At 68.4% G+C, this 23,742-nt stretch carries 19 protein-coding genes; 10 read left to right on the top strand and 9 right to left on the bottom strand.

Translation table 11 applies throughout. The features are described 5' to 3' along the window. Positions 1–28: 28 nt before the first annotated feature. From mutS to OR37_RS06815, 5 genes are all read left to right on the top strand, one after another. Entirely contained in the window at positions 29–2,746 is a 2,718-nt protein-coding gene (gene mutS / locus OR37_RS06835; RefSeq protein ID WP_004617399.1) for a DNA mismatch repair protein MutS, read from the top strand. 77 nt (positions 2,747–2,823) lie between these two features. Beyond that, a complete protein-coding gene (locus tag OR37_RS06830; protein ID WP_004617398.1) occupies positions 2,824–5,646 on the top strand; it encodes a [protein-PII] uridylyltransferase in 2,823 nt (940 codons plus the stop codon). A 113-nt stretch (positions 5,647–5,759) separates the two neighbouring features. Next, positions 5,760–8,237: an FtsK/SpoIIIE family DNA translocase gene (locus OR37_RS06825; RefSeq protein ID WP_165570578.1), complete on the top strand. Its 2,478-nt coding sequence runs from the start codon at positions 5,760–5,762 to the stop codon at positions 8,235–8,237. A gap of 121 nt (positions 8,238–8,358) precedes the next feature. Beyond that, on the top strand, positions 8,359–9,015 hold the full coding sequence (locus OR37_RS06820; protein WP_004617395.1) for an outer-membrane lipoprotein carrier protein LolA: 657 nt from the start codon (positions 8,359–8,361) through the stop codon (positions 9,013–9,015). A gap of 239 nt (positions 9,016–9,254) precedes the next feature. Beyond that, positions 9,255–10,061 carry an exodeoxyribonuclease III gene (locus OR37_RS06815; protein WP_004617386.1) on the top strand — a complete coding sequence of 269 codons (807 nt, stop codon included), beginning with the start codon at positions 9,255–9,257 and terminating at the stop codon, positions 10,059–10,061. A gap of 22 nt (positions 10,062–10,083) precedes the next feature. Here the strand turns inward: OR37_RS06815 and OR37_RS06810 are convergent, their stop codons facing one another. Further along, entirely contained in the window at positions 10,084–10,953 is an 870-nt protein-coding gene (locus OR37_RS06810) for an SDR family oxidoreductase (RefSeq protein ID WP_004617384.1), read from the bottom strand. 93 nt (positions 10,954–11,046) lie between these two features. On the opposite strand from OR37_RS06810, the gene OR37_RS06805 reads away from it, so the two are divergent. After that, a complete protein-coding gene (locus OR37_RS06805; protein WP_004617382.1) occupies positions 11,047–11,898 on the top strand; it encodes a helix-turn-helix transcriptional regulator in 852 nt (283 codons plus the stop codon). Positions 11,899–11,920: 22 nt separating this feature from the next. On the opposite strand, the gene OR37_RS06800 is transcribed toward OR37_RS06805, so the two are convergent. Next, complete coding sequence (locus tag OR37_RS06800; protein ID WP_004617380.1) at positions 11,921–12,769, bottom strand: glutamate racemase; 849 nt, start codon at positions 12,767–12,769, stop codon at positions 11,921–11,923. A gap of 124 nt (positions 12,770–12,893) precedes the next feature. Between OR37_RS06800 and OR37_RS06795 the strand changes: the two genes are divergently transcribed. The 3 genes from OR37_RS06795 (at position 12,894) to OR37_RS06785 (ending at position 16,663) form a co-directional block, all read left to right on the top strand. Then, complete coding sequence (locus tag OR37_RS06795; RefSeq protein WP_035017048.1) at positions 12,894–15,020, top strand: M3 family metallopeptidase; 2,127 nt, start codon at positions 12,894–12,896, stop codon at positions 15,018–15,020. A gap of 68 nt (positions 15,021–15,088) precedes the next feature. Further along, positions 15,089–16,075, top strand: a complete 987-nt coding sequence (locus OR37_RS06790) for a TraB/GumN family protein (RefSeq protein WP_004617374.1) — start codon at positions 15,089–15,091, stop codon at positions 16,073–16,075. Positions 16,076–16,141: 66 nt separating this feature from the next. Then, positions 16,142–16,663, top strand: a complete 522-nt coding sequence (locus OR37_RS06785) for an SRPBCC family protein (protein WP_004617372.1) — start codon at positions 16,142–16,144, stop codon at positions 16,661–16,663. A gap of 117 nt (positions 16,664–16,780) precedes the next feature. Here the strand turns inward: OR37_RS06785 and creS are convergent, their stop codons facing one another. Both creS and OR37_RS06775 read right to left on the bottom strand, forming a co-directional pair. Then, positions 16,781–18,157 (bottom strand): crescentin, encoded by a 1,377-nt coding sequence (gene creS / locus OR37_RS06780; RefSeq protein ID WP_004617358.1) that lies wholly within the window; start codon positions 18,155–18,157, stop codon positions 16,781–16,783. 153 nt (positions 18,158–18,310) lie between these two features. Continuing rightward, on the bottom strand, positions 18,311–18,862 hold the full coding sequence (locus OR37_RS06775) for a carboxymuconolactone decarboxylase family protein (protein WP_035017061.1): 552 nt from the start codon (positions 18,860–18,862) through the stop codon (positions 18,311–18,313). Between the two features lie 117 nt (positions 18,863–18,979). Between OR37_RS06775 and OR37_RS06770 the strand changes: the two genes are divergently transcribed. Next, entirely contained in the window at positions 18,980–19,882 is a 903-nt protein-coding gene (locus OR37_RS06770; RefSeq protein ID WP_081612892.1) for a hydrogen peroxide-inducible genes activator, read from the top strand. Between the two features lie 52 nt (positions 19,883–19,934). On the opposite strand, the gene OR37_RS06765 is transcribed toward OR37_RS06770, so the two are convergent. The 5 genes from OR37_RS06765 to OR37_RS06745 all read right to left on the bottom strand — a co-directional run bounded on the left by OR37_RS06765 (position 19,935) and on the right by OR37_RS06745 (position 23,637). Beyond that, complete coding sequence (locus OR37_RS06765; protein WP_004617351.1) at positions 19,935–20,705, bottom strand: ABC transporter ATP-binding protein; 771 nt, start codon at positions 20,703–20,705, stop codon at positions 19,935–19,937. Further along, positions 20,702–21,511, bottom strand: a complete 810-nt coding sequence (locus tag OR37_RS06760) for an MlaE family ABC transporter permease (RefSeq protein WP_004617349.1) — start codon at positions 21,509–21,511, stop codon at positions 20,702–20,704. Before OR37_RS06760 ends, OR37_RS06765 begins: the two co-directional genes overlap by 4 nt. A gap of 1 nt (position 21,512) precedes the next feature. After that, the gene (mlaD, locus tag OR37_RS06755) at positions 21,513–22,031 is read right to left on the bottom strand and encodes an outer membrane lipid asymmetry maintenance protein MlaD (protein WP_035017047.1); all 519 of its coding nucleotides are present in this window, start codon (positions 22,029–22,031) and stop codon (positions 21,513–21,515) included. A gap of 83 nt (positions 22,032–22,114) precedes the next feature. Next, the gene (locus OR37_RS06750; protein ID WP_004617338.1) at positions 22,115–22,783 is read right to left on the bottom strand and encodes an MlaC/ttg2D family ABC transporter substrate-binding protein; all 669 of its coding nucleotides are present in this window, start codon (positions 22,781–22,783) and stop codon (positions 22,115–22,117) included. Then, entirely contained in the window at positions 22,780–23,637 is an 858-nt protein-coding gene (locus OR37_RS06745; RefSeq protein ID WP_035017046.1) for an MlaA family lipoprotein, read from the bottom strand. Before OR37_RS06745 ends, OR37_RS06750 begins: the two co-directional genes overlap by 4 nt. Positions 23,638–23,742 lie beyond the last annotated feature (105 nt).

Below are 23,742 nucleotides of genomic sequence, written 5' to 3'. Positions count from 1 at the left end.
TCCGCGACGCTCTGTACTTTCCGGCGTCATGAACGCCCACGCGACGCCAACCCCGGCCCACGAGATCGACCCCACTGGCGCGACGCCGGTGATGGCTCAGTTCTTCGAGATGAAGGCGCGGCAGCCCGATGCGTTGATCTTCTTCCGCATGGGCGACTTCTACGAGCTGTTCTTCGACGACGCTTATAAGGCCGCCGCCGCGTTGGGGATCAGCCAGACGTTCCGGGGTACGCACAACGGCCAGCCGATCCCGATGGCGGGCGTGCCGCAGCACGCGGCCGAGGCCTATCTCTCCAAGCTGATCCGCCTGGGTTTCAAGGTCGCTGTCTGCGAGCAGATGGAAGACCCGGCCGAAGCCAAGAAGCGCGGCTCCAAGTCCGTCGTCCGCCGCGACATCGTCCGCGTGGTCACGCCGGGCACCCTGACCGAGGACGGTCTGCTGGACGCGCGGGGCGCCAACCGTCTGGCCGCCGTGGCCTTGCGCGCCGGGCAGGCGGCCGTGGCGTCCGTCGAGCTGTCCACTGGCGAGGTCGAGGTCTTCGCCCTGGCCAAAGAGGCCGTGGCGCCGATCCTGGCGGCCCTGGCGCCGTCCGAGACCCTGATCGCCGACCGCCTGCTGTCCGACGACAGCCTCTCCCAGACGCTGAAGATCTGCGGCGGCCTGGTGCAGCCGATGCCTTCGGCCCTGTCCGAGCCGCAAGCCTCCGAGACCCGCGTCAAGCGCCTGTATGGCGTCGAGACCCTGGACGGCTTTGGCGGCCTGACGCCGGCCGAGGTTGGCGCTCTGGGCCTGATCGCCGCCCACCTGGAAATGACCCAGGCCGGCAAGCTGCCGGCGCTTCGCGCGCCGCGACGAGCGGCCGACGCCGACGTCATGGCCATCGACCCGGCCACGCGCGGCAGCCTCGAGATCGACCGCACCCAGACCGGCGACCGCAACGGCTCGCTGCTGGCGGCCATCGACCGCACCGTGACCGCCGGCGGGGCGCGGATGCTGGCCTCGCGCCTGGCCCGGCCGCTGCTGGACGTCGCCGCCATCGACCAGCGCCTGGACGCCGTCGAATGGTTTGTCGAGCACCGCCAGCTGCGCCTGCGCCTGCGCGAAGTGCTCAAGGGCGCCGGTGACATGGCCCGGGCCCTGTCGCGTCTGGCCCTGGGTCGGGGCGGCCCGCGTGATCTTGGCTGCATCCGCGACACGCTGAAGGTCGGCGAGCGTCTGGCCGGCATGGCCGGCGGATCGCCCGATCCCCTGTCGCCGCCGCCGTTCGAGGTCGAGCACGCGCTCAAAGCCCTGACCCCCTCGCTGCACGAGGGCCTGTCGCGGTTCCTGAACACCCTGGAACAGGGCCTGGGCGCGGACCTGCCGGCCCTGGCCCGCGACGGGGGCTTCGTGGCGGCGGGGGTCCGGCCCGAGCTCGACCAGGCCCGAAGTCTGCGCGACGACAGCCGCAAGGTGATCGTGGCCATGGAAGCCCAGCTGATGGCCGAGAGCGGCGTGCCGCTGAAGATCCGTCACAACGGCGTGCTCGGCTATTTCGTCGAGGCGACGGCCGGCAAGGCCGACCCGCTGTTCCAGCCGCCGCTGAACGCGACCTTCATCCACCGCCAGACCCTGGCCAACCAGGTGCGCTTCACCACGGTGGAGCTGGCCGATCTGGACGCCCGCATCGCCCAGGCGGCCGAGCGGGCCCTGGCCATGGAGGTCGCCGCTTTCGAGGACTGGCGCGAGCAGGCCCGAATGTTGGCCGACGCCATCCAGATCGCCGCCGAGGCTTTGGCTCGCCTGGACGTGGCTTCCGCTCTGGCCGAATGGGCCGAGGACGCCGGCGCGGTGCGGCCGATCGTCGATACGTCCTACGCCTTCGACGCCAAGGGCGCGCGCCACCCGGTGGTGGAAGCGGCCGTCAAGCGCGCCGGGGATCCCTATACCCCCAACGACTGCTGCCTCGACGCCTCGGGCGAGAGCGGGCCGCGTCTGTCGATCGTCACCGGCCCTAACATGGCCGGTAAGTCGACCTTCCTGCGCCAGAACGCCCTGCTGGCGATCCTGGCCCAATCCGGGTGCTATGTGCCGGCGGCCAGCTTCCGGCTGGGCGTCGTCGATCGCCTGTTCAGCCGCGTCGGCGCTGGCGATGATCTGGCGCGTGGTCGTTCGACCTTCATGATGGAGATGGTCGAGACCGCCGCCATCCTGACCCAGGCCGGGCCGCGCTCGCTGGTGATCCTCGACGAGATCGGCCGGGGCACCGCCACCTATGACGGCCTGGCGATCGCCTGGGCCTGCGCCGAGGCCCTGCACGACGTCAACCGGAGCCGCGCCCTCTTCGCCACGCACTATCACGAGCTGGCGACGCTGGAGGAGCGGATGAGCTTCGTCTCCAACCTCTCCCTGCGGGCCAAGGAATGGAACGGCGACCTCGTCTTCCTGCATGAGGCCGCGTCCGGACCCGCCGACCGCTCCTATGGCGTGCAGGTCGCCAAGCTGGCGGGGGTGCCCCTGCCGGTCGTGGCCCGGGCCCGCGAGGTGCTGGATCGCCTGGAGAGCAAGGACCAGTCGCCGGCCAAGCTGGACGACCTGCCGCTGTTCGCCGCGAGTCAGGCGGTGGCCACCACCGCCATGGGGGCGCCCGCCAAAGCGGCGCCCAGCGCCGTCGAGGAGACGTTGTCGGACCTCGACATTGACGGCATGAGCCCGCGCGAGGCCTTGGAAGCGCTCTATCGTCTTAAGGGTCTGCTCAAGACCTAGAGTCTTTAGTGGCCGTGTGATGGTCGCCAAAACGGCCCACTTTTGGCTGTCACGCTGTGGTAAGTCCTATAACCGTCATGCCGCGTCGCCTCCGCCCCACCCGCCTGGAACACGTCGTCGACGGTCTCGCCCTTCGGGCGCGCCTGTCGGCCGCCGCCCTCGACTCGATCGGCAACGAGGCCGAGCAGCGGTCGCGCGCCATCGACATTCTGAAGCAGGCGCTGTTTCGCGGTCGGATGATCGCCAAGGAGCGGCTGGAGAACGGGGCGAGCGGCGTCGAGACCGCCCGCCTGATCAGCGGTGTCACCGACGAGGTGATCACCGCGCTTTACGACTTCACCACGGTGCACGTCTTCCGGGCGCGCAATCCCACCGAGGGCGAGCGCCTGTGCCTGCTGGCCGTCGGCGGCTATGGCCGCGGCACCCTGGCGCCGTTCAGCGACATCGATCTGCTGTTTCTGCGGCCCTACAAGCAGACGCCGCACGCCGAGAGCGTGATCGAGTTCATGCTCTATGCGCTGTGGGACCTGGGCTTCAAGGTCGGCCACGCGTCGCGCACCATCGAGGAGTGCGTGCGGCTGTCGAAGGAAGATTTCACGATCCGCACCTCGATCCTCGAGGCGCGCCGCCTGACCGGCGACGAGCGCCTGGCCGAGGAGCTGAAGAAGCGCTTCCGCGACGAGGTGATGAAGGGCACGGGCGCCCAGTTCGTCGCCGCCAAGCTGAAGGAGCGCGACGACCGCCAGGCCCGGGCCGGAACCAGCCGCTACATGGTCGAGCCGAACGTCAAGGAAGGCAAGGGCGGGCTGCGCGACCTCCATACCCTGATGTGGATCGCCGAGTACCTGCACCCCGTCGACCGGCCCGAGGACGTCTTCAAGCTGGAGGTCTTCTCCGGCCGTGAGACCAAGGCCTTCATCCGGGCCTTCGATTTCCTGCACGCCGTGCGCGCCCATCTGCATTTCACGACGGGTCGGCCCGAGGAGCGCTTGACCTTCGACCTGCAGCCCGAGATCGCTCGCCGCATGGGCTATGGCGACCGGGGCGACGCGCCGGCGGTCGAGCGCTTCATGCGCCGCTACTTCCTGATCGCCAAGGAGGTCGGAGCCCTGACGCGCGCCTTCTCGGCCAAGCTGGAGGCCGAGCACTTCAAGAACGAGCCCAAGGGCATCTCACGCTTCCTTCCCGGCGGGCGACCCAAGCGCAAGGCGCTGGAAGTCCAGGGCTTCTATGAGGACAACGGGCGTCTGAACATCGACGGACCGGAGATCTTCGAGGCCGATCCGGTCAACCTGATCCGCCTGTTCAAGATCGCCGACGAGCGCGATCTGGATCTGCACCCCGACGCCTTCACGGCGGTGACCCGGCAGCTGTCGCTGATCACCTCGAAGGTTCGCCGCGATCCGCGAGCGACCAAGGCGTTCTTGGACCTCCTGGCCAGGGGCAAGCGCAGCTATCGCACCCTGACCCTGATGAACGACGCGGGCGTCCTGGGCCGCTTCATCCCCGAATTCGGCCGCGTCGTGGCCCAGATGCAGTTCAACATGTACCACTCGTACACGGTGGACGAGCACACCCTGCGGGCCGTCGGCATTATTGGCGACATCGCCGCCGGCCGTCTCGCTGAGGACCATCCGTTGGCCGTGTCGATCATGCCCCTGATCGAGGATCGCGAGGCCCTGTTCCTGGCCATGCTGCTGCACGACACAGGCAAGGGCGGGGTGGGCGGCCAGGAGAAGGCCGGCGCCCGCAGCGCCCGCAGCGCCTGCGAGCGCCTGGGCGTCGAGCGCAGCAAGGTCGAGCTGGTCGCCTGGCTGGTCGAGAACCATCTGGTGATGAGCGACTTCGCCCAGAAGCGCGACGTCTCCGACCCCGGCACCGTCGCGGCCTTCGCCCGGATCGTCGAAAATCCCGAGCGCCTCCGTTTGCTCCTGGTCATCACCGTCGCCGACATCCGCGCGGTGGGGCCGGGCGTGTGGAACGGCTGGAAGGGTCAGCTTCTGCGTGAGCTCTACAACGCCACCGAGGCGGTGTTCCGGGGCGGGCGCGGCAGCGAGGCCGCCGCCAATGTCCAACGGCACCAGGAGGGCGTCGCCGAGACCGCTCGCGCCGCGTTGATCGAAACCGACCCCGCCGCGATGGGCTGGGCCGTGGCGATGGAAAACGCCTATTTCAGCGCCTTTCCGATCGAGGATCTTGTGGAGCACGCCGCCCTGGCCCGGCGCGCCGCCATCCAGGGCGGGGCGGCCGCCGAGGGCCGGGTGCGTTCCGGCCAGAACGCCGCCGAGATCGTCATCGCCGCCAAGGACCGTCGCGGCCTGTTCGCCGACCTGGCGCTCGCCATCTCGTCGCTGGGCGGCAACGTGGTCGGCGCCCGGGTCTTTACCTCCCGTCAGGGCCAGGCCCTGGACGTTTTCTATGTTCAGGACGTCACCGGGGCGCCGTTGGGCTGTGAGAACCCTCGCGCCCTGCGCCGCCTGGCCGATGCGCTGGAGGCCGCCGCTCGGGGCGAAACCGCGACCTTCGAGCCGCGACGGGGCGCCGAGCAGGCCCGCGCCGCCGCCTTCGCCATCGCCCCGGCCGTCACCGTCGACAACGAGGCGTCCGACGAGGCGACGGTGGTCGAGGCCTCGGGCCGCGACCGGCCCGGCTTGTTGCAGGCCCTGGCTCGGACGCTGGCGGACAACGGCCTCTCCATCCAGTCGGCCCATATCGACGGCTACGGCGAGCGCGCGGTCGACGCCTTCTATGTCCAGACCTCGGATGGCGAGAAGCTGACCGAGGCCCGCAAGGTGGGCGCCGTGAAGGCCGATCTGCTGGCGGCGCTGGAACAGAACGAGGCGACGGCGCCGGCCGCCCGCCCGGGATTGAAGCGCGCGCGCGCCAGCGTGGCGCGGTAGACGATCTCGATCCGCTTCCGCGGTCCGTCCCAACGAACGTCGTAAACGCCCCTTAACCCTCTTCGGGCACAACATCGCGGTTCGCTCCGTTCACGCGGGGCCTGAGGGCGTGGTTGAGTTCGGAGACTTTCATGGCGCGAGCCGCGCGGCGATCCACGGCGGAGTTCCTGTGGGACGCGATTCGCTACAGCTGGATACAGCCCTGGACCGCCCGGTTCAGGGGCGGGGTCGTCACGGTCGTTGGCGCCGGACTGCTGCTGGCGATCGCCACCTACAACGCCACCGATCCCAGCTTCAACGCGGTGACCGGAGAGCCGGCGCGTAACGCTCTTGGCGGTCTGGGCGCCGCGGTGGCCGACCTGCTGATGCAATCGCTGGGCCTGTCGGCTTGGGGTGTCGCGCTGCTGATGCTGGTGTTCGGCGTGACCCGGGTGGCCCAGGCCGATCCCGATATGGAGCGCAAGCACCTGCGCCAGCGCGCGGTTGTCGGCGCCTTGGGGTTGCTGGCCCTGTCGGCGACGCTGGCCGCGCCGCCGCCGCCGGCCATCTGGCAGCTGGAGAAGGGTCTGGGCGGCTTCTGGGGCGATGGCTTGCTGCGGATGGTGGCCGGGGTCCTGCACTTCGCCCACATTCCGGGCGCGACGATCATCGCCGCCATCCTGTTCGCCGTCGCCGCCATCGCCGCCCTGGGGTTCGCCTTCGGCGTGCGCGACGTCGATCCTGACGCCATCCACGCCGCCGTCGCCAACGCCCTGCAGCCGCGCGTCCGCGCCGAGCCGGAGCCGCCGCCTGTCGCCAAGCCGGCGCGGGCGAAACGGGAGAAGGCCGAGGCCGCGCCGCGCCGCGAGCGTCCTGGCCGCCTGCCGCCGATCGACGAAGAGGACGCCGCGCCCGTCGCCTCGGCGCCGGCCCGGGCCGCGCCCGAACGCGCCTATACGCCGCCGGCGGCCGACCAGGACGATGAGGATGCGTTCGAGGACATGCTGGACGCTCGGCCGATGGCCATCGCCAAGCCCAAGGCGCCGCCGAAGGAATCCGGCCGGGAACAGCGCGAGCAACAAAAGGCCTTCGCTTTCGAGGACGAGGGCGGCTTCCAGCTGCCCGAGCTGGCGATGTTGGCCAAGTCCAAGCCCCGCTCGTCGGAGGTCGACGCCGGCGCCCTGCGCCAGAACGCGCGCCTGCTGGAAAGCGTGCTGGCCGAGTTCGGCGTCAAGGGTCAGATCGACCAGATCCGACCCGGTCCCGTGGTCACCATGTACGAGCTGGTGCCGGCGCCGGGCGTGAAGACCGCGCGCGTCGTGGCCCTGGCCGACGACATCGCTCGCTCGATGAGCGTGATTTCTTGCCGCGTCGCCGTGGCCCAGGGCCGCAACGCCATCGGCATCGAGATGCCCAACTCCAAGCGCGAGACCGTCTATCTGCGCGACCTGCTGTCCAGCGCGGACTACGAAAAGGCCAGCCAGATCCTGCCCATGGCGCTGGGCGAGACGATCGGCGGCGAGCCCTATATCGCCGACCTGGCCAAGATGCCCCACCTGCTGATCGCGGGTACGACGGGCTCGGGCAAGTCGGTCGGGGTCAACGCCATGATCCTGTCGATCCTGTACAAGCTGCCGCCCGAGAAGTGCCGTTTCATCATGGTCGATCCCAAGATGCTGGAACTGTCGGTCTATGACGGCATCCCGCACCTTTTGGCGCCCGTCGTGACCGATCCCAAGAAGGCCGTCGTGGCGCTGAAGTGGACCGTCCGCGAGATGGAGGACCGCTATCGCCGCATGTCGAAGATCGGCGTGCGCAATATCGGCGGCTACAACGAGAAGGCCAATGAGGCCGCGGCCAAGGGCGAACACTTCGAGCGGACGGTCCAGACCGGCTTCGACGACGCCGGCCGCCCGATCTACGAGACCGAGCAGATCCGCCCCGAGCCGATGCCCTATCTGGTCGTGGTCATCGACGAGGTGGCCGACCTGATGATGGTGGCCGGCAAGGACATCGAAGGCGCCGTTCAGCGCTTGGCCCAGATGGCCCGCGCCGCCGGCATCCACCTGATCATGGCCACGCAGCGCCCGTCGGTCGACGTCATCACCGGCACCATCAAGGCCAACTTCCCGACCCGGATCAGCTTCCAGGTCACGTCGAAGATCGACGCCCGCACCATCCTGGGCGAGCAGGGCGCCGAGCAGCTGCTGGGCCAGGGCGACATGCTCTACATGGCCGGCGGCGGCCGCATCACCCGCTTGCACGGTCCGTTCGTGTCGGACGGCGAGGTCGAGGCCGTGGCCAAGTTCCTTCGCGACCAGGGCATTCCCCAGTACCTGGAAGAAGTCACCGCCGGCGGCGACGAGGAGCAGGAGGAAGCGATCGAGGGCGCGTTCTCGGGCGAGGGCGGGGCCAACGACCTCTACGATCACGCCGTGGCCGTGGTCACCCGCGACCGCAAGGCCTCGACCAGCTACATCCAGCGCCGTCTGCAGATCGGCTACAACCGCGCCGCCTCGCTGATGGAACGGATGGAGAAGGAAGGCGTCGTCGGCGCCGCCAATCACGCCGGCAAGCGCGAGATCCTAGCGCCGCCGCCTCCGCCGCTATAGGCAACTCGCGGCGCAGCTTGGGCGTTCGATCGTGCAAACCTGAACGGCGCTTCATCGCGGCGCCGGAAAATGGCCTCGCGGCGGCCTTCGCGTGGGCCAAGGTTGGGCTTAAGGAGTTCGCATGACCACTCGCCGTTTCCTCATCGCGGCCGGCCTGGCCGCCGTCCTCGCTTCTCCGGGCCTCGCGCCTTCGGCCTTCGCCCAGGATGGCAAGCCGGTCCCGGCCGTGCTGACCGCCGACCAGAAGGCTCTGCTGGACAAGGCCACCGCCTATATCCAAGGCCTGTCTTCGGCCAAGGGCCGCTTCGTGCAGACCGACGCGCGCGGGGCCGTCACCCAGGGCACGTTCTATCTGCAGCGACCGGGCAAGGCGCGGTTCCAGTACGATCCGCCGGCTGGGCTGCTGGTCGTGTCGAACGGCAACAACGTCAACATCTTCGACAGCCGCCTGAAGACCTATGAGAGCTATCCGCTCAGCAAGACGCCGCTGAATCTGTTGCTCGCTCGCGAGGTCCGGTTGGACCGAGGCGTCGTGATTACCGATATCCGCCCGCTGGCCGACGGCTTCACGATCGTGGCCCAGGACGCCAAGCGCCAGGCGCTCGGAAAGATCTCGCTCGACTTCTCCAACAGCCCGGTGGGCCTGATGGGCTGGACCGTCACCGACATCAAGGGCGGTCAGATCCGCGTGCGGCTCAGCGATTTCGCCGAGACCGCCAACCTCGACCCGAAGCTATTCGTCCTGACCGATCCGCGCCGAAAGGTCGGCAAGCCCTGAGCGTTTATCATTGTGACATCTTCACAACAGGCAAGAATCAACCGACTTTCGACTTGACTAAAAATTAGGACGTGGCATATTTAACACGCATGGCGAGGAGCGACCGACCCGCTCTTCGCGAACCGTGCCGGATCCTATCCCCTCCCGGCGGCGGCATGAGAGACCTGACTTTCGCCCCAGCACCGATGTGCTGGGGCGTTTTTCTTTTCCGGCTCGGAAAAGCGCGTTAGAGCCAGCCCATGCGCCTTCGTATCGCCACCTGGAACGTCAATTCCGTCCGCCTGCGCGCCGAACAGGCCGCCCGCTTCGTCGACGAACAGGCGCCGGATGTCCTGTGCATGCAGGAGATCAAGTGCCAGGAGGGCGAATTCCCCCGCGAGGCCTTCGAGGCCATGGGGCTCAATCACCTGAAGATCGCCGGCCAGAAGGGCTGGCACGGGGTGGCCATCGCCTCGCGCCTGCCGATCGAGGACGTTCCGACCTTGATGAACTGCCGCGAGGGCCACGCCCGCTGTGTCGCGGTCAAGGTGGCCGGTGTCGAGATCCAGAACTTCTATATTCCAGCCGGCGGCGACCTGCCGGATCGCGTCGCCAACCCAAAGTTCGATCATAAGCTCGACTTCTACGAGACCCTGACGGCGGCGCTGAAGAAGCGCGACCCCAGGGATCCGCTGATCGTCACCGGCGATCTGAACATCGCGCCGGGCGAGAACGACGTCTGGAGCCACCGTCAGATGCTGAAGGTGGTCAGCCACACGCCGCCCGAGCTCGAGGCCTTCGACGCGATGATCAAGTCGATGAACCTTCTCGACCTGCCGCGCCTGGCCACGCCCGAGCCCGAAAAACTGTTTTCCTGGTGGAGCTATCGCGCCGCGGACTTCCGCAAGTCCAACCGCGGCCTGCGTCTGGACCACATCCTGGCCAGTCCCGGCCTGCGCGACGCGGCGATCGTGGACGGCAAGGTCTCCTCGCGCGTCCACGACGACGTCCGGGAATGGGAGCGCCCCAGCGACCACGCGCCGGTGACGGCGGACCTGAGGGTCTGAGCGTCAAGCGGGCCAGAGCGCGTCAGCTGAAATACCCGCCCGCCTCAAGGTCCTCGGCGAGGGTCGGTCCGGTCGGCGTCCACCCCAAGGTTTCCCGGGTCCATTCGCTCGAGGTCGCCGCGTCCATGCCGGCGAACATGGCGAACCAGTCGAAGTGCTCGGCGGGCCTGCTCTCGACGGGCAGGTCCAGGCCCTTGCCGATGGCTTCGGCGATGGCCTTGAACGGTACGACTTCCTCGGCGACGGCATGGTAGCGTTCACCGCCGGCGCCGCGTTCTATGGCCAGGCGGTAGAGGACGGCGGCGTCCAGGCGATGCACGGCCGACCAATGGTTCAAGCCTTCTCCGATATAGGCCGCGACACCCTTCTCGCGCGCCAGGCCGATCAGGATCGGCACGAAGCCATGATCGCCGACCCCGTGGGTCGTCGGCGCCAGACGGACGACGGAAGCCCTCACGCCTCGGGCGGCGAGGTCATCGGCGGCGGGTTCGGACATGCGCGGAGATCCGCCGCCGGGACGATCCTGCTCCGTGGCCAGGCGCCCTCGCGCCAGCATGGCCGTGCCCGAGGTCACGAGGATCGGCTTGGTCGTGCCCTCCAGCGCGCCGCCCAGCACCTCGATCGCGCGACGGTCCTGGCGGCTGTTCTCCACGAACCTGGAAAAGTCGTGGTTGAAAGCGGTGTGGATCACGCCGTCGCTGTCGGCGGCGCCGCGGGCCAGCACATCGAGATCGTCGAGCGTGCCTCGCGCGACATCGGCGCCGACCGCCCTTAGCTGCTCCGCGCCGGCGTCGGAACGAGAAAGGCCCGTTATCCGATGGCCGTGGGCGATGAGCTCGCGGACGACGGCCGAGCCAACGAAACCGGTCGCGCCGGTGACAAAGATACGCATTGAGGGGGCTCCCGAGATTTCATCTCGAGCATCGTCTAGTCTATCCTGTTCCTGTTAAAGTCGTGACTTTATACGGGTATAAGATCTACCACGATGAACGCGCACATCGGCCCGGACAAACCGCTGGACCAAAACAGGCTGGGTGCCTATCTGCGCGACCGCCGGGCCAAGCTGGACGCCGTCGTCCTGGGCTTTTCCGCCTCGCGCCGGCGCACGCCCGGCCTGCGCCGCGAGGAAGTGGCCCAGCGCGCCCATATCAGCGCCACCTGGTACACTTGGCTGGAGCAGGGGCGAGGCGGAGCCCCCTCGGCCGCGGTTCTGGACCGCATAGCCCGCGCGCTGATGTTGACGGAGGCCGAGCGCGAGCATCTCTTTCTACTGGGCTTAGGTCGGCCGCCCGAGGTGCGCTACCGCGAGGTCGAGGGCGTCTCGCCCCGGCTGCAGCGGGTGCTGGACGCGCTGGATCCCAGCCCGGCCATGATCAAGACCCTGACCTGGGATGTGATTGCCTGGAACCGGGCGGCTACGGTCGTGCTGACCGACTATGGCGCACTGCCCCCCGAGGAGCGCAACATCCTGCGGCGCGTGTTCTGCGACCCTCGCGCGAAGGCGATGAACCCGGCGTGGGAGCAGGTGGCGCGTTTCGTGGTCGCCGCCTTCCGCGCCGACGCGGCGCGGGCGGGCGCGGGCGCCGAGGTCCCGGTGAACGCGCTCGTTCAGGAATTGCGACTGCGGAGCGCCGAGTTCGCGACGCTTTGGGCTGACAACGACGTTCGCCACCATGGAGAGGGCGTCAAACAGATACGTCACCCGGTGCTGGGCGAGGTCAGCTTCGAATATTCCGCGTTCGCGGTGGACGGTCGCCCCGACCTGGGACTGATCGTCTACAACCCGGCGACGGCGGAGGATCTGGAGCGGGTGCGGCTCCTGGTGAGCGCGGCTTGAGGCGGAGCCCCATCCGGCTCTCTTAAGCCGCGTCGAACGTCAGCGGGCCGCCCCAGAAGCCTTGCACCAGGCCGTTCTGCGGGCCCGGCGTTCCGGTGGTCAGGAAGGCGCGCCCGCCGCCCGATCCGGGGCCGTATTCCGGGTGGCGTTGCAGGTAGAGCTCCAGCGCGTCGGCGGTCGCCGCCGGTTGCTGGATCAGCGGCGTGCCGGCCGGCAGGGCGGCGCGGAACAGGTCGGCGATGATCTCGTAGTGGGTGCAGCCCAGCACGACGCGGTCGGGGAAGCGGCCGATGCGGGTCTTCAGGGTCTGGACGTGGCTCTCGACCGCCTTGGCCAGCTCGACCACCGAGGCGTCCTGCTCGATCAAAGGCACCAGTTCCGGACAGGGCTCGGAGAACACCGCCAGGTCCTGCTTGCGCTTGTCGATCTCGATCTCGTAGACGCGCGAGCGCACGGTGGCGGGGGTGGCGAAGACGCCGAGGATATCCAAGGCCTCGACCTTCTCGCCGCGCCGCTCGGCCTCGTGTTCCCAGGGCAGGCCGGTGGCCTTCTCAATCGTCGGCACGATGATGCCCAGCACATTGACGGGCCGTCCGATCGCCTTGCGATAACCCGGCAACCAGGTCTGCTGCAGGCGGCGCAGAGCGATGGCCGAGGCGGTGTTGCAGGCCAGAACCACCAGGCTGGCGCCGCGCGCGAACAGGCGCTCGCATCCGGCCTTGGTCAGGTCCACGATTTCCTCGCCGGTCCGCACGCCATAGGGCGCGTGGGCCTGGTCGGCCAGATAGATGAAGTCCGCCTGGGGCAGACGCTGCACGAGGGCGCGGTGGACCGTCAGGCCGCCAACGCCAGAGTCGAAGACGCCAATCATGGGCGAAGCTTTAGCCGGCAAACCGATGGGCGTCCACGCGCAGGGGCGCGCTGCGGTCGTTTAACCGCTTACACTCGGGCTGGACGCGTCTTAGGGTCGCCGGATTCTTCATCGGAGATCCTCCGTGCGACGTCGTAAGTTCCTTGTCTCCGCGGCCGCCGCTGGCGCGGCCGCCGCTTTCAATCCGAGTGTGTCCATGGCCCAGACCCCCAACCTCCTGACCGAGATGTGGACGGGGCCGTATGGCGGGGTCCCGCCGTTCGACAAGGTGAAGATCGCCGATTTCAAGCCGGCGCTCGAAGCGGCCATGGCGCGGGAATTGGCCGAGATCGACGCGATCACCGCCAACCCGGCCGCGCCGACCTTCGAGAACACCATCGCGGCGCTGGAGGATTCGGGTCGCGCCCTGGACCGGGTGAGGACGATCTACAACATCTGGGGTTCCAACCTGAGCACGCCGGAGTTCCAGGCGGTCGAGACCGAGATGGACCCGAAGCTCTCGGCGCACGGCGACAAGATCGCTCAGAACGCCGCCCTCTTCGCGCGTATCGAGGCCGTCTATAACGCGCCGGACAAGGCCAAGCTCAGCCCCGAGCAGCAGCGCGTGCTGTGGATCCACTATCGCGACTTCGTGCGGGCGGGCGCCAAGCTGGACGCGGCGTCGAAGGCTCGGATCGCGGCGATCAACACCGAGCTGGCCGGCCTGTTCAACCAGTTCAGCAAGAACCTGCTGGCCGACGAGAACACCTGGATCGAGCTTTCGGACGCCGACCTCGTCGGCCTGCCCGAAACCTTGAAGGCCGCCGCCGCCTCCAACGCGGCAGCGCGGAAGCTTCCGGGCAAGTTCGTGGTGGTCAACACCCGTTCCAGCGTCGATCCGTTCCTGACCGAGTCGCCGGTTCGCGCCGCCCGCGAGAAGGTCTGGCGCGCCTTCGTCAATCGCGGCGACAATGGCGGGCCTACCGACAACAAGGCGATCATCGCCAAGATCCTGAAGCTGCGGGCCGAGCGCGCCAAGCTGCTGGGCTACGCCACCCACGCCCACTGGCGCCTGGAAGTGGCCATGGCCAAGACGCCCGAGAACGCCATGGGCCTGATGGAGGCGGTCTGGAGCCCCGCTATCGCCCAGGTCGTCCAGGACGTGGCCGACATGCAGGCGATCGTCGACAAGGAGGGTGGCGGCTTCAAGATCGAGCCGTGGGACTACCGGTACTACGCCGAGAAGGTCCGCCTGGCGAAGTACGCGCTCGATATGAACGCGGTGAAGTCGTACCTGCAGCTGGACAAGCTGCGCGAGGGCATGTTCTGGGCCGCCGGCCAGCTCTACGGGTTCGCGGTCAAGAAGCTGTCGGGCGTTCCCGTCTATCACGAGGACATCACGGTCTATGAGGTGACCCGGGCCGGCAAGCATGTCGGCCTTTGGTACTTCGACCCCTATGCGCGGCCGGGCAAGCGCTCGGGCGCCTGGATGAACGCCTACCGCACCCAGGAGCGTTTCCGGGGCGATGTGACGACGATCGTCTCGAACAACGCCAACTTCATCAAGGGAAAGCCGGGCGAGCCCCTGCTGATCTCGTGGGACGACGCCACCACCCTGTTCCACGAGTTCGGCCACGCGATCCACGGCCTGAACGCCAACGCGACCTATCCGTCGGTGTCGGGCACGCGGGTGGCGCGCGACTATGTCGAGTTCCCCAGCCAGCTGAACGAGCACTGGCTGCCGACCGCGCCGGTGCTGAGCCAGTTCGCCCTGCACTACCAAACCGGCGAGCCGATTCCGAAGGCGCTGGTCGACAAGATCGAGAAGGCCGCGACGTTCAACCAGGGCTTCGCCACGACCGAATATCTAGCCAGCGCGCTGATCGACATGAAGCTGCACCTGGCGGGCGATGTCGACATCGATCCGGCCAAGTTCGAGCGCGAGGAACTGGCCAAGCTGCGGATGCCGCGCGAGATCGTCATGCGTCACCGCACCCCGCAGTTCGGCCATGTGTTCTCGAGCGACGGCTATTCGGCCGGCTATTACAGCTATCTGTGGGCCGACACCCTGACCGCCGACGTCGCCGAGGCCTTCCAGGAGGCTCCAGGCGGCTTCTACGACAAGCCGACCGCCAAGCGGCTTTACGAGACGATCATGTCCAAGGGCAACACCGAGGATCCGGCGGATCAGTTCCGTGCGTTCCGGGGACGCGATGTGAAGATCGGGGCGCTGATGCGTCATCGCGGCTTTCCGGTTCCGGCCGGGGCCTGAGGCGTCGCGGGCCCTTCTCCCGCCTTGGGAGAAGGGCTAAATCCTTGGCGGGGGCTGAAGGAGTATCGATGGCCGCGACCAAGCTCGTTCCCCTTGCCCTATCCCTAGCCCTGGTCTCTTCGGCTTCCGCCCAGACCGCCTCGCCGCCGGTGGTGAATCTGGGCCAGGCTCCGGCGGCCGACGAAAGCGCGGTGGTCGCCGAGCTGACCGTGGTGGCCAAGCCGCCGGGCCCGGCGATCTGGCTGGTCGAGAAGGACGGCGCCAAGCTCTATGTCCTGGGCGCGGCGACGCCGCTGCCCCATTCGCTGAAGTGGGATAGCCCGCGCCTGAACAAGGCGCTGGACAAGGCCAGCCTGGTCCTTGTCCCGCCCCAAGCCGCCGTCGGCGTCACCCAGGCGGCCGGCTTTATCCTCACGTTTGGGGGCGGCCTGCGCCAGCCTCTGGGCAAGAGGCTGGAAGACCAGCTGCCGCCGGACCTGCGCGCCCGCTTCGTCGCGTTCCGCGAACAGGCGCGCAAGGGGCCAGGGGACTACAAGAACTGGAAGCCGGCCGTGGCGGGCTTCCTGCTGTTGTCCGATTTCCGCCAGGCCGCCGGTCTCTCGGAGGCCAAGCCGGTCAGCACGGTCGAGCGCATGGCCAAGGCCCGTAAGCTCAAGGTCAAGTCGGTCGGCCAGTACCGGATGAGCGCTGTGACCTCGATCGCCGGCAAGCTGTCGCCCGACGACCAGCTCTATTGCCTGCGCGTGGCTCTGGACGAGGTGGCTTACGACGCCGCCCATTCCACCACGATCGGTCGCGACTGGGCCGAGGGCGATCTGGGCGCGGTGCGCGCCCGCTATCGCGAGAGCGCCGGCCAGCGCTGCCTGACCCACGTCCCGGGGGGGGCTGCTTTGCTGGAGAAGGGGATCGCCCAGACCACCGACGCCATGACCGAGGCCCTGAAGCGTCCGGGCGTGACCGTGGCGGTGGTCGATCTGGGCTTTCTCTTGCCCGCCAACGGGGTGCTCGACCGCCTGAAAGCCGACGGCGCGACGATCACTTCGCCAATCGAATAACGCCGCTTCTTGACCTCGGGCCCGGCCCGCCGTCAGCCTCGCCTCGGTTCCGGGAGGTATGCCGCCATGAAGAAGATGATCGCCGCCGCGAGCCTGGCCCTTCTGGCCGCCGGCGCGGCGCGGGCCGAGGTCGTCGACGCCCAGCCGAACGGCTTCGAGGTGAGGCGAGAGGTCGTGGTGGCCGCTCCGGCCAGCGTGGTCTGGGCCATCCTGGTCCAGCCGTCCAAATGGTGGTCCTCGGCCCACACCTGGTCGGGCTCGGCCGCCAATCTCTCGATCGGCGCGGCCTCGGGCGGCTGCTTCTGCGAGCGGTTACCGAACGGCGGTTCGGTGCTGCATATGACCACGATCCACGCCGCTCCTGGCCAGAAACTGGTCCTCTCGGGCGCGCTGGGGCCTTTGCAGACCTCCGGCGCCACCGGGGCCCTGGCCTTCGTGCTGACAGAGAAGGATGGGCTGACGACGGTCACGGCCACCTATGATGTCGGCGGCTATGTCCGGGGCGGCCTCGATAAGCTGGCGCCCGCTGTCGATGCCGTGCTGGGCCAGCAGGTCGCCGGCCTGAAGGCGGCGGCGGAAGCGAAATAGCGCCGCCTCGTCTCACGAAAACGCCCGCGAACCTTTCGGATCGCGGGCGTTCTTGTCTGGCGCGTGGGGCTAAAGTGGGAGCCGATTTCAGGCTAAAGGCTCTGGCGCGTTGAAAGATCAGGCGCTCTCGGCCATGTCCCCGTCCGAGGCGCCGAGCAGGGCCATCTGCAGGCGCGAGCGGTCGCGGCGCGCGGCTTCCAGGGCGCCCTCGGCCAGGGCCGCTTCCGAGGTGAGGCGTTCGATCGTGGCCTGCAGCTCGGCGACCTTCTGCTCGTGTTCGCGACGGACCTGATCCTGGGCTTCCTGCACGGCGTCCAGGCGCGCGCGCAATTGCTGGGCGCGCTCCTCGGCGCGCTTGAGGGCCTTTTCCTGGGCCGAGGCGTTCTTGGCCATCTGGTCGGCGCGCTCGATGGCGGTGGCGCGGGCGGTGTCGACCCCGGCGTGGCGCTGGCGCAGACCTTCGGCTTCCTCCTCCAGCGCGCGGATGCGTTCCAGGGCGCGTTCCAGGGCGACGTTCAGGTCGCCGGCGCGGCGCTCGACGGCCTTTTGCTGGGCGCTGGATTCGGCCAGGCGGGCCGAGATCTGGGTGTTCATTTCCTCCAGCTTGTCGGCGCGGCCGGTGGAGGTTTCCAGGCGGGTCTGCAGGGCCAGGATCTCGGCGCGGTTGCCCTCGACCTGGCTCTCCAGGCCGCGGATGATCCGGCCGCTGTCGACCTGGTGAGCCGACAGGGCGTTCTCGAGCGCCTGGGCGCGGGCGCGTTCGGCGGCGATCTGGGCTTCGAGGTCGGTTTCGATGCGCGACAGGCGGGCCAGGTCGATCCCGGCCTGATCGACGCGCTTCTTCAGGGTCGCGGCTTCTTCGCCTAGCAGAGCATTGTCCTGGTTGGCGCGGGCCAGGGCGGCCTCGGCCTCGCCGCGACGGGCGTCGATGTCCTGGGCCTGAGCCCGGAGACCCTCGACGTCCTGCACCAGGTGTTCGATGCGGGCGTTCGCGTCGCGAAGCGCGGCGTCGACATTCGAGACCTTCAGCTCCGATTGCAGCAGCGCGTTGCGCAAGCGGTCGATCTCGAGCGTGTTGTCTTCCAGCGCCGTGTCCTGGGCCTGTCGACGCGCCTCGGACTCGCCCAGGGCGGTTTCGGCGGCGGCCAGACGAGCGCTGGCTTCGCGCTCCTCGGCCTGGATCTGGGCGATCTGGCGCTGAGCCTGATCGAAATTGGCGCGCAGCGCGATCAGTTCGGCGTGTTCGGCGCGGCGAGCCTCGAACTCCTGCGAGACGGGCCCGCGGATCTCGGCGATCAGCGGCTCGATCGCCTTGAGGTGCTCCATAACCCGGCCGATGCTGTCGAGCCCGCCGTGGATGGTCTCGTAACGCTGACCAATGGCTTGGGTGGATTCGATGCTGTGCTGCACGGTCTCGACCCGGACGGTCTCCGCGCCCAGGAGGGTCGGTTTGGCGCCCTTGTTCTCGCGAGAAGTCTTAGACAGCAGTCTCATCTGACTCACCTTCGCCCCATGCGAGTCCGTGGCGTCCTTCCTGGACGCTGTCGGCGGACGCCGCGAATCTCTTACCCAGAGGTTAACAACCTAATTCACGGATAAGATGAATGTCGAGGGGCCGACGCCGCGACCGGGCGTCGCGGAGCGCTTTCAGAGCCCCGAAAACTGGGGATGATCCAGGGTCTCGACCGCCAGGGTTCGGGCCACGGCGTTGACCACGGCGGCGATGCGCAGGGCCGCCTGGACCTGCACGGGGGAAACGCCCCGTCGCCGAAGCGCCGCTTCGTGGCTGTCCAGGCAGGCGCCGCAGCCGTTGATCGCCGAGACGGCGACGCACCACAGCTCGTAGTCCGCAGGATCGACGCCAGGATGGGCCAGCCGATTCATGCGCAGGCGGGACGGGAGGTCCTGATAGTCTGGCGCGGACATCAGGTGCGTGGCGCGGAAATAGACATTGGTCATCGCCATGATCGCGGCGGCGGTCCTGGCGGCGGTGAAGGCCTCGGGCGACAGGCCCGCCTCGCGCGCGGCGATGGTCACGGCCTTCAGCGTCTCGGGCTCGCCGACCGCGCTGGCGCTGGCGATGAAACAGCCCCACTTGGCCTGATCGCTCAGGAGGGTCTCTTCGGCCAGGACGCCCAGATTGGCGGCGATGTCCTTGGCGTAGGCGGGCAGTTGGGCGCGCAGGGCGTTGATCGGCATGGGCATTCCCGTGATGGCGACAAGCCTTAGCACCATGCGACGCCTTCGTCCCCACCGACACCGCCCCTTGTCGGGTCAATGGTTTCTGGAAATGCGATAGATCTGGCCTATATTGCGATTATGCTCCCGACCCTTCGCCAACTGCAGTACCTGAAACTTCTGTCCGAGCACGGGTCGTTTAGTCGGGCCGCCGAGAGCGCCCATGTGACCCAGCCGACCTTGTCCGCCGGAATCCAGGAACTGGAGAAGATTCTCGGCGCGCCAGTTGTCGACCGGGCCCGCTCGGGCGTGATCCTGACCGCCGCCGGCCAGGAGGCCGTGCGCCGCGCCGAGGATATTCTGGCCCGGGCCGAGGATCTGGTCCAGGCCGCGCGCGGCGCGGGCCAGCCTTTGGCGGGGCGGTTCCGCCTGGGCGTGATCCCGACCGTGGCGCCCTATCTGCTGCCGCGCGCCCTTCCGGTTCTGCGCGACCGCTTTCCCAAGCTGAAGCTCTTCCTGCGCGAGGACCTGACCCAGCGCCTGATCGCGGCGCTAAAGGCCGGCGCCCTCGACGCGGCGTTGATCGCCTTGCCGTATGACATGACCGGCCTGGACTGGGCCCATGTCGAGGACGACGAACTGCTGGCCGCCGCTCCGGCCAACCATCCGATGGCGGGACAGGCGCGGGTCGATCCCGACAGCTTGCGGGGGGATGACCTGATTCTGCTCGAGGACGGCCACTGTCTGCGCGACCACGCCCTGGCCGCCTGCGGACTGGAGCCGCCGAAGGGCGTCGGCGACGAGGAGAGCTTCGCCGCCACGTCCCTGCCGACCCTGGTGCAGATGATCGGTTCGGGCCTGGGCGTGTCGTTCCTGCCGGCCATGGCGGTCGAGGCGGGGCTGACCGATCGGACCGCGATCACCGTCCGCCCCTTGGCCGCCGCCCATCCCAGCCGCGAGATCGTGGTGGCCTGGCGCGCCGGTTCCAGCCGAGGCGTCGAGGGTCGCCTGCTGGCCGAAACCCTGCGGGACGCGACCTAAGTCGGCCGCATTCTAGAGCAAGCGGCGCGAGTCCTGTATCGCGCCGTTTGATCTAGACCGCGTGGGCGATCGGGCCCTCGGCCCGGCCCTCGACGAACTGGCGGACGTAGGGGTTATCGGTGGTGTGGAGGTCCGCCGCCGGACCTCGCCAGATGATCTTGCCGTCGTGCAGCATGGCGATCTCGTCGCCGATGGTCTGGGCCGAGGCCAGGTCATGGGTGATCGAGACGGCCGTGGAGCCCAGACGCCTCACCTGATCGGAAATCAGCTGGTTGATCGCCGCCGCCGTGATCGGGTCCAGTCCCGTGGTCGGTTCGTCGAAGAACAGGATTTCCGGCTGGGCGACAATGGCGCGGGCCAGGCCGGCGCGCTTCTGCATCCCGCCGGACAGTTCCGAGGGGAAGCGGTCGGCGACCGATGGCGCGAGGCGCACCTGGTCCAGGGCTTCGACCGCTCGGGCCTTGGCCTCGCTCCGTCCCACGCCGTCGGCGTTCAGCAGACGAAAGGCGACATTCTCCCAGATGGTCAGGCTGTCGAACAGCGCCGCGCCCTGGAACAGCACGCCGATCCGCGAGAACAGCTTGCGGCGAGCGTTTTCCGACAGACCAACGACGTTCTTGCCGTCCAGCTCGATCTTGCCGGCCTCGGGGCGCATCAGGCCCATGGCGGTCTTGATCGTCACCGACTTGCCCTGGCCCGAGCCGCCGATGATCACCAGCGACTTGCCCGGCGCCACCGACAGGTCCAGCCCGTCCAGCACCGCGCGGCCGTCGAAGCGCTTGGTCACGCCCTTCCAGGCGAGCTTGGGGGTCACGTCGGTCATGAGGCGTGGGTGAACAGGGTGGTCAGGAGGTAGTCGGAGGCGAAGATCAGGATCGCCGACGACACCACGGCGTGGGTCGTGGCTCGCCCGACGCCGCGCGCGCCGCCCGAGGCGTTGTAGCCGTGGTAGCAGCCCATCAGCGTCACGATGAAGCCGAACACCCCGGCCTTGATCAGGCCCGAGACGACGTCCCAGCTCTCGAGGAAGGTGATGGTGTTGCGGATATAGATGGTGGGGTTGAACGACAGCACGCGCGTGGCCACCAGCCAACCGCCAGCGACGCCGATCGTGTCGGCCACGGCGGTCAGCAGCGGCAGCATCAGCACGCCGGCCAGCAGGCGCGGCGCCACCAGGTAGCGGAAGGGATCCGTCGACAGGGTGCGCATGGCGTCGATCTGTTCGGTGGCGCGCATGGCCCCGATCTCGGCGGCGATGGCGGCCGAGACGCGACCGGCCAGCATCAGCGCCGCCAGCACAGGACCCAGCTCGCGGGTGATCCCCAGGGCCACGATCTGCGGCATCACCTGTTCGGCGTTGAAGCGCCCGCCGCCGGTGAAGATGTTCAGCGCCAGGGCCGCGCCGGTGAAGACGGCCGTCAGACCGACCACGGGCAGCGAGAAGAAGCCGATCGCCGCGAACTGGCGCAGCAACTGGTCCCAGAACCAACGCGGGGTCAGCGCCGCGGCCACGCCGCGCAGGGCGAAGACGGCGACGCCGCCGACCGTGCGCAGGGCGGTCAGGGTCGACCGACCCAGGGCGCGAATGGGGTTGGGGGCGGCCGACCGGGCCGCCTCGGCCGAGGCCATCTCAGTAGCTCGCGGCCGGTTGCGTCGCCGGGTTCGCGGCGGGGGCGGGCGTCTTGGCCGCGCTGTCTCCGCCGCCTTGCGGGCGAATGACCGAGCCGATCAGGCCGAAGAGGTCAACCGCGCCCTGGGTGTTCTCGATTTCGCCACCGGGCTTGAGATCGTCCAGGGCCGAGCCCGGCGCGATGGCTACGTGGGCGCCGCCCAGCAGGCCGTCGCTGGTGATCTTGGCGGTCGAGTCCGACGGCAGCTTCACCGTCGGATCGATGCTGAGCTTGGCGACCGCCAGAAAGGTCTTCGGCTCTAGCGTGACCCGCGAGACCGTGCCGATCTTGACGCCGGCGACGCTGACCGCCGCGCCGGGCGCCAGCGATCCCGCCTCGCCGAACTTGGCGCTGATCTCATAGTTGCCGCTCTTCATGTGAACGGCGCCCACGCTGAGCGAGTAGGTCAGAAAACCCGCCGCCAGGGCGAGAACGACGACGCCCATGGCCGTCTCGGCCCATTGTTCGCGCAAAGCCAAATCCCCTTCATTCCGCGTTCTAAATCCCAGACCCAGAGCGCGTTCGAGCGGCTTAACCGCTCACACTTAAACCCAACCCGCGCTTAGCGGCGCGCCGACGAGGCTTGCCCGCCCTTTTGCAGCTGGTTGATCAGGACGTCGATATTGCCGCCGGCGTTGTCGATCGTCGAGACGAAGTCCTGCTGCTGAGTGATGGCCAGCCAGATGCCCTTGAACTGAACGTCGACGACCTTCCAGTTCTGGCCGCCGCCCAGCACGCGCCACGAGACCGCGACGGGCTGGCTCAGCTGACCGCCGCCGACCGTGCTGTTGACGATCACGTCGCCGGGCTTGCGGACCACCGACCCGGTCACCTTCAGCTGTTCGCCGTGATAGTCGTCGATGCGGCTCTGATAGACGTTCTCGGCATAGGCGCGGAACACCGGCGTGAAGCGGGCGCGCTGATCCGGCGTGATGGTGCGGGCGTACTTTCCCAGAACGAAGTTCGTGATCTTCGGCACGTCGGCCAGTTCGTCGATGGCCTGATGGAAGATCTGCTTCTTCTGGGCGTCCGACAGGCTCTTGTTGGCCAGGGTGGCGATCACCTTCTGTGCCTTGGTCTGGACGAAGGCTTCGGCGCCGGGATCGCGCGCCTGGGCCAGGGCGGGACTGGCCGCGCCGAGCGCGACGGCGCCGAAGAACGTCAAAAGCGCGACGTTCGCGCCGCGCCGAGTGGTGAGGGTGCTTTTCATGATCTTACCGGGGGTGCTCATGGCGTGGTCGCCGCCGGCGACTTGGAATAGTCTGTAGGCGGCGAATCGAAATCGGGGAGTTCCTCGGCCTTGCCGGTCGCCTCGCGGACGACGGCGTCGCGGTACTGCGTATAGGCCGAGCGCGTGGTCACATACGGGTCCGCGGCGTCCTTGAGCGCTTCGAACGCCGGATCGGTCCTGGCGCGCAGGTCGACAATGGTCACGCCCGTGCGGGCCTTGCCGAAGTCGGTCGAGAAACCGCCGACGAGCAGCGAAACAGGATCGGTGACGACGTCGACGATGCGGCCGGCGGCGTCGCGCGCGTTCAGCGGGCCCATGAGCGGAACATAGAGGTAGGCGCCAGGTCCCGCGCCCCATTTGCCCAGCGTCTGGCCGAAGTCGGCGTCGTGCGGCGGCAGGTGCATGTGCGAGGCGACATCGAACAGGCCCAGGACGCCCACCGTCGAATTGACGATGAAGCGCGTGGTGGTGCGCATGGCCATCTTCGGCTTGCCCTGCAGCACCTCGTTCATCACCGTGTTGGGCTCGCCCAGATTGTAGACGACGTTGCCGACCCGCTCGCGCAGCGGCTTGGGAGCCACCGCCATGTAACCGTGGGCGACGGGGGCCAGCAGGGCCTTGTCGACGCCCATGCCGAGCTTGAACGAGCCGCGGTTCAGGCGCTCCAGGGGGTCATGAGCCCGCAGCGCGTCGGATGTGTCCGTGGTCGGAGGGGTAGGAACGACGGCGACGTTGTTCCCGGCATGAGCGCCCGAGGCTAGGGCCGCCAGGCCGACGGCGACGACCGTTCCGGCGGCGATGCGCCGGCCGGCGGCCTTACGGCGCGCGCTAGGGACCCGATGATTCAAGCTCATGCTCCTGCTCTTACCCCCGCCATGTATTCATATCGTCATCCGTATCAAGATGGCCCCGACCTAATTCGGCTCAGCTTTGCCTTACGGGTGTGGCCAAGCCGCCAC

The sequence above is a fragment of the Caulobacter vibrioides OR37 genome, assembly GCF_000372645.1.
GTDB lineage: Bacteria > Pseudomonadota > Alphaproteobacteria > Caulobacterales > Caulobacteraceae > Caulobacter > Caulobacter vibrioides_E.
The sequence above is the reverse complement of the archived record's forward strand: the minus strand, read 5'-3'. Positions and strand labels throughout refer to the sequence as shown.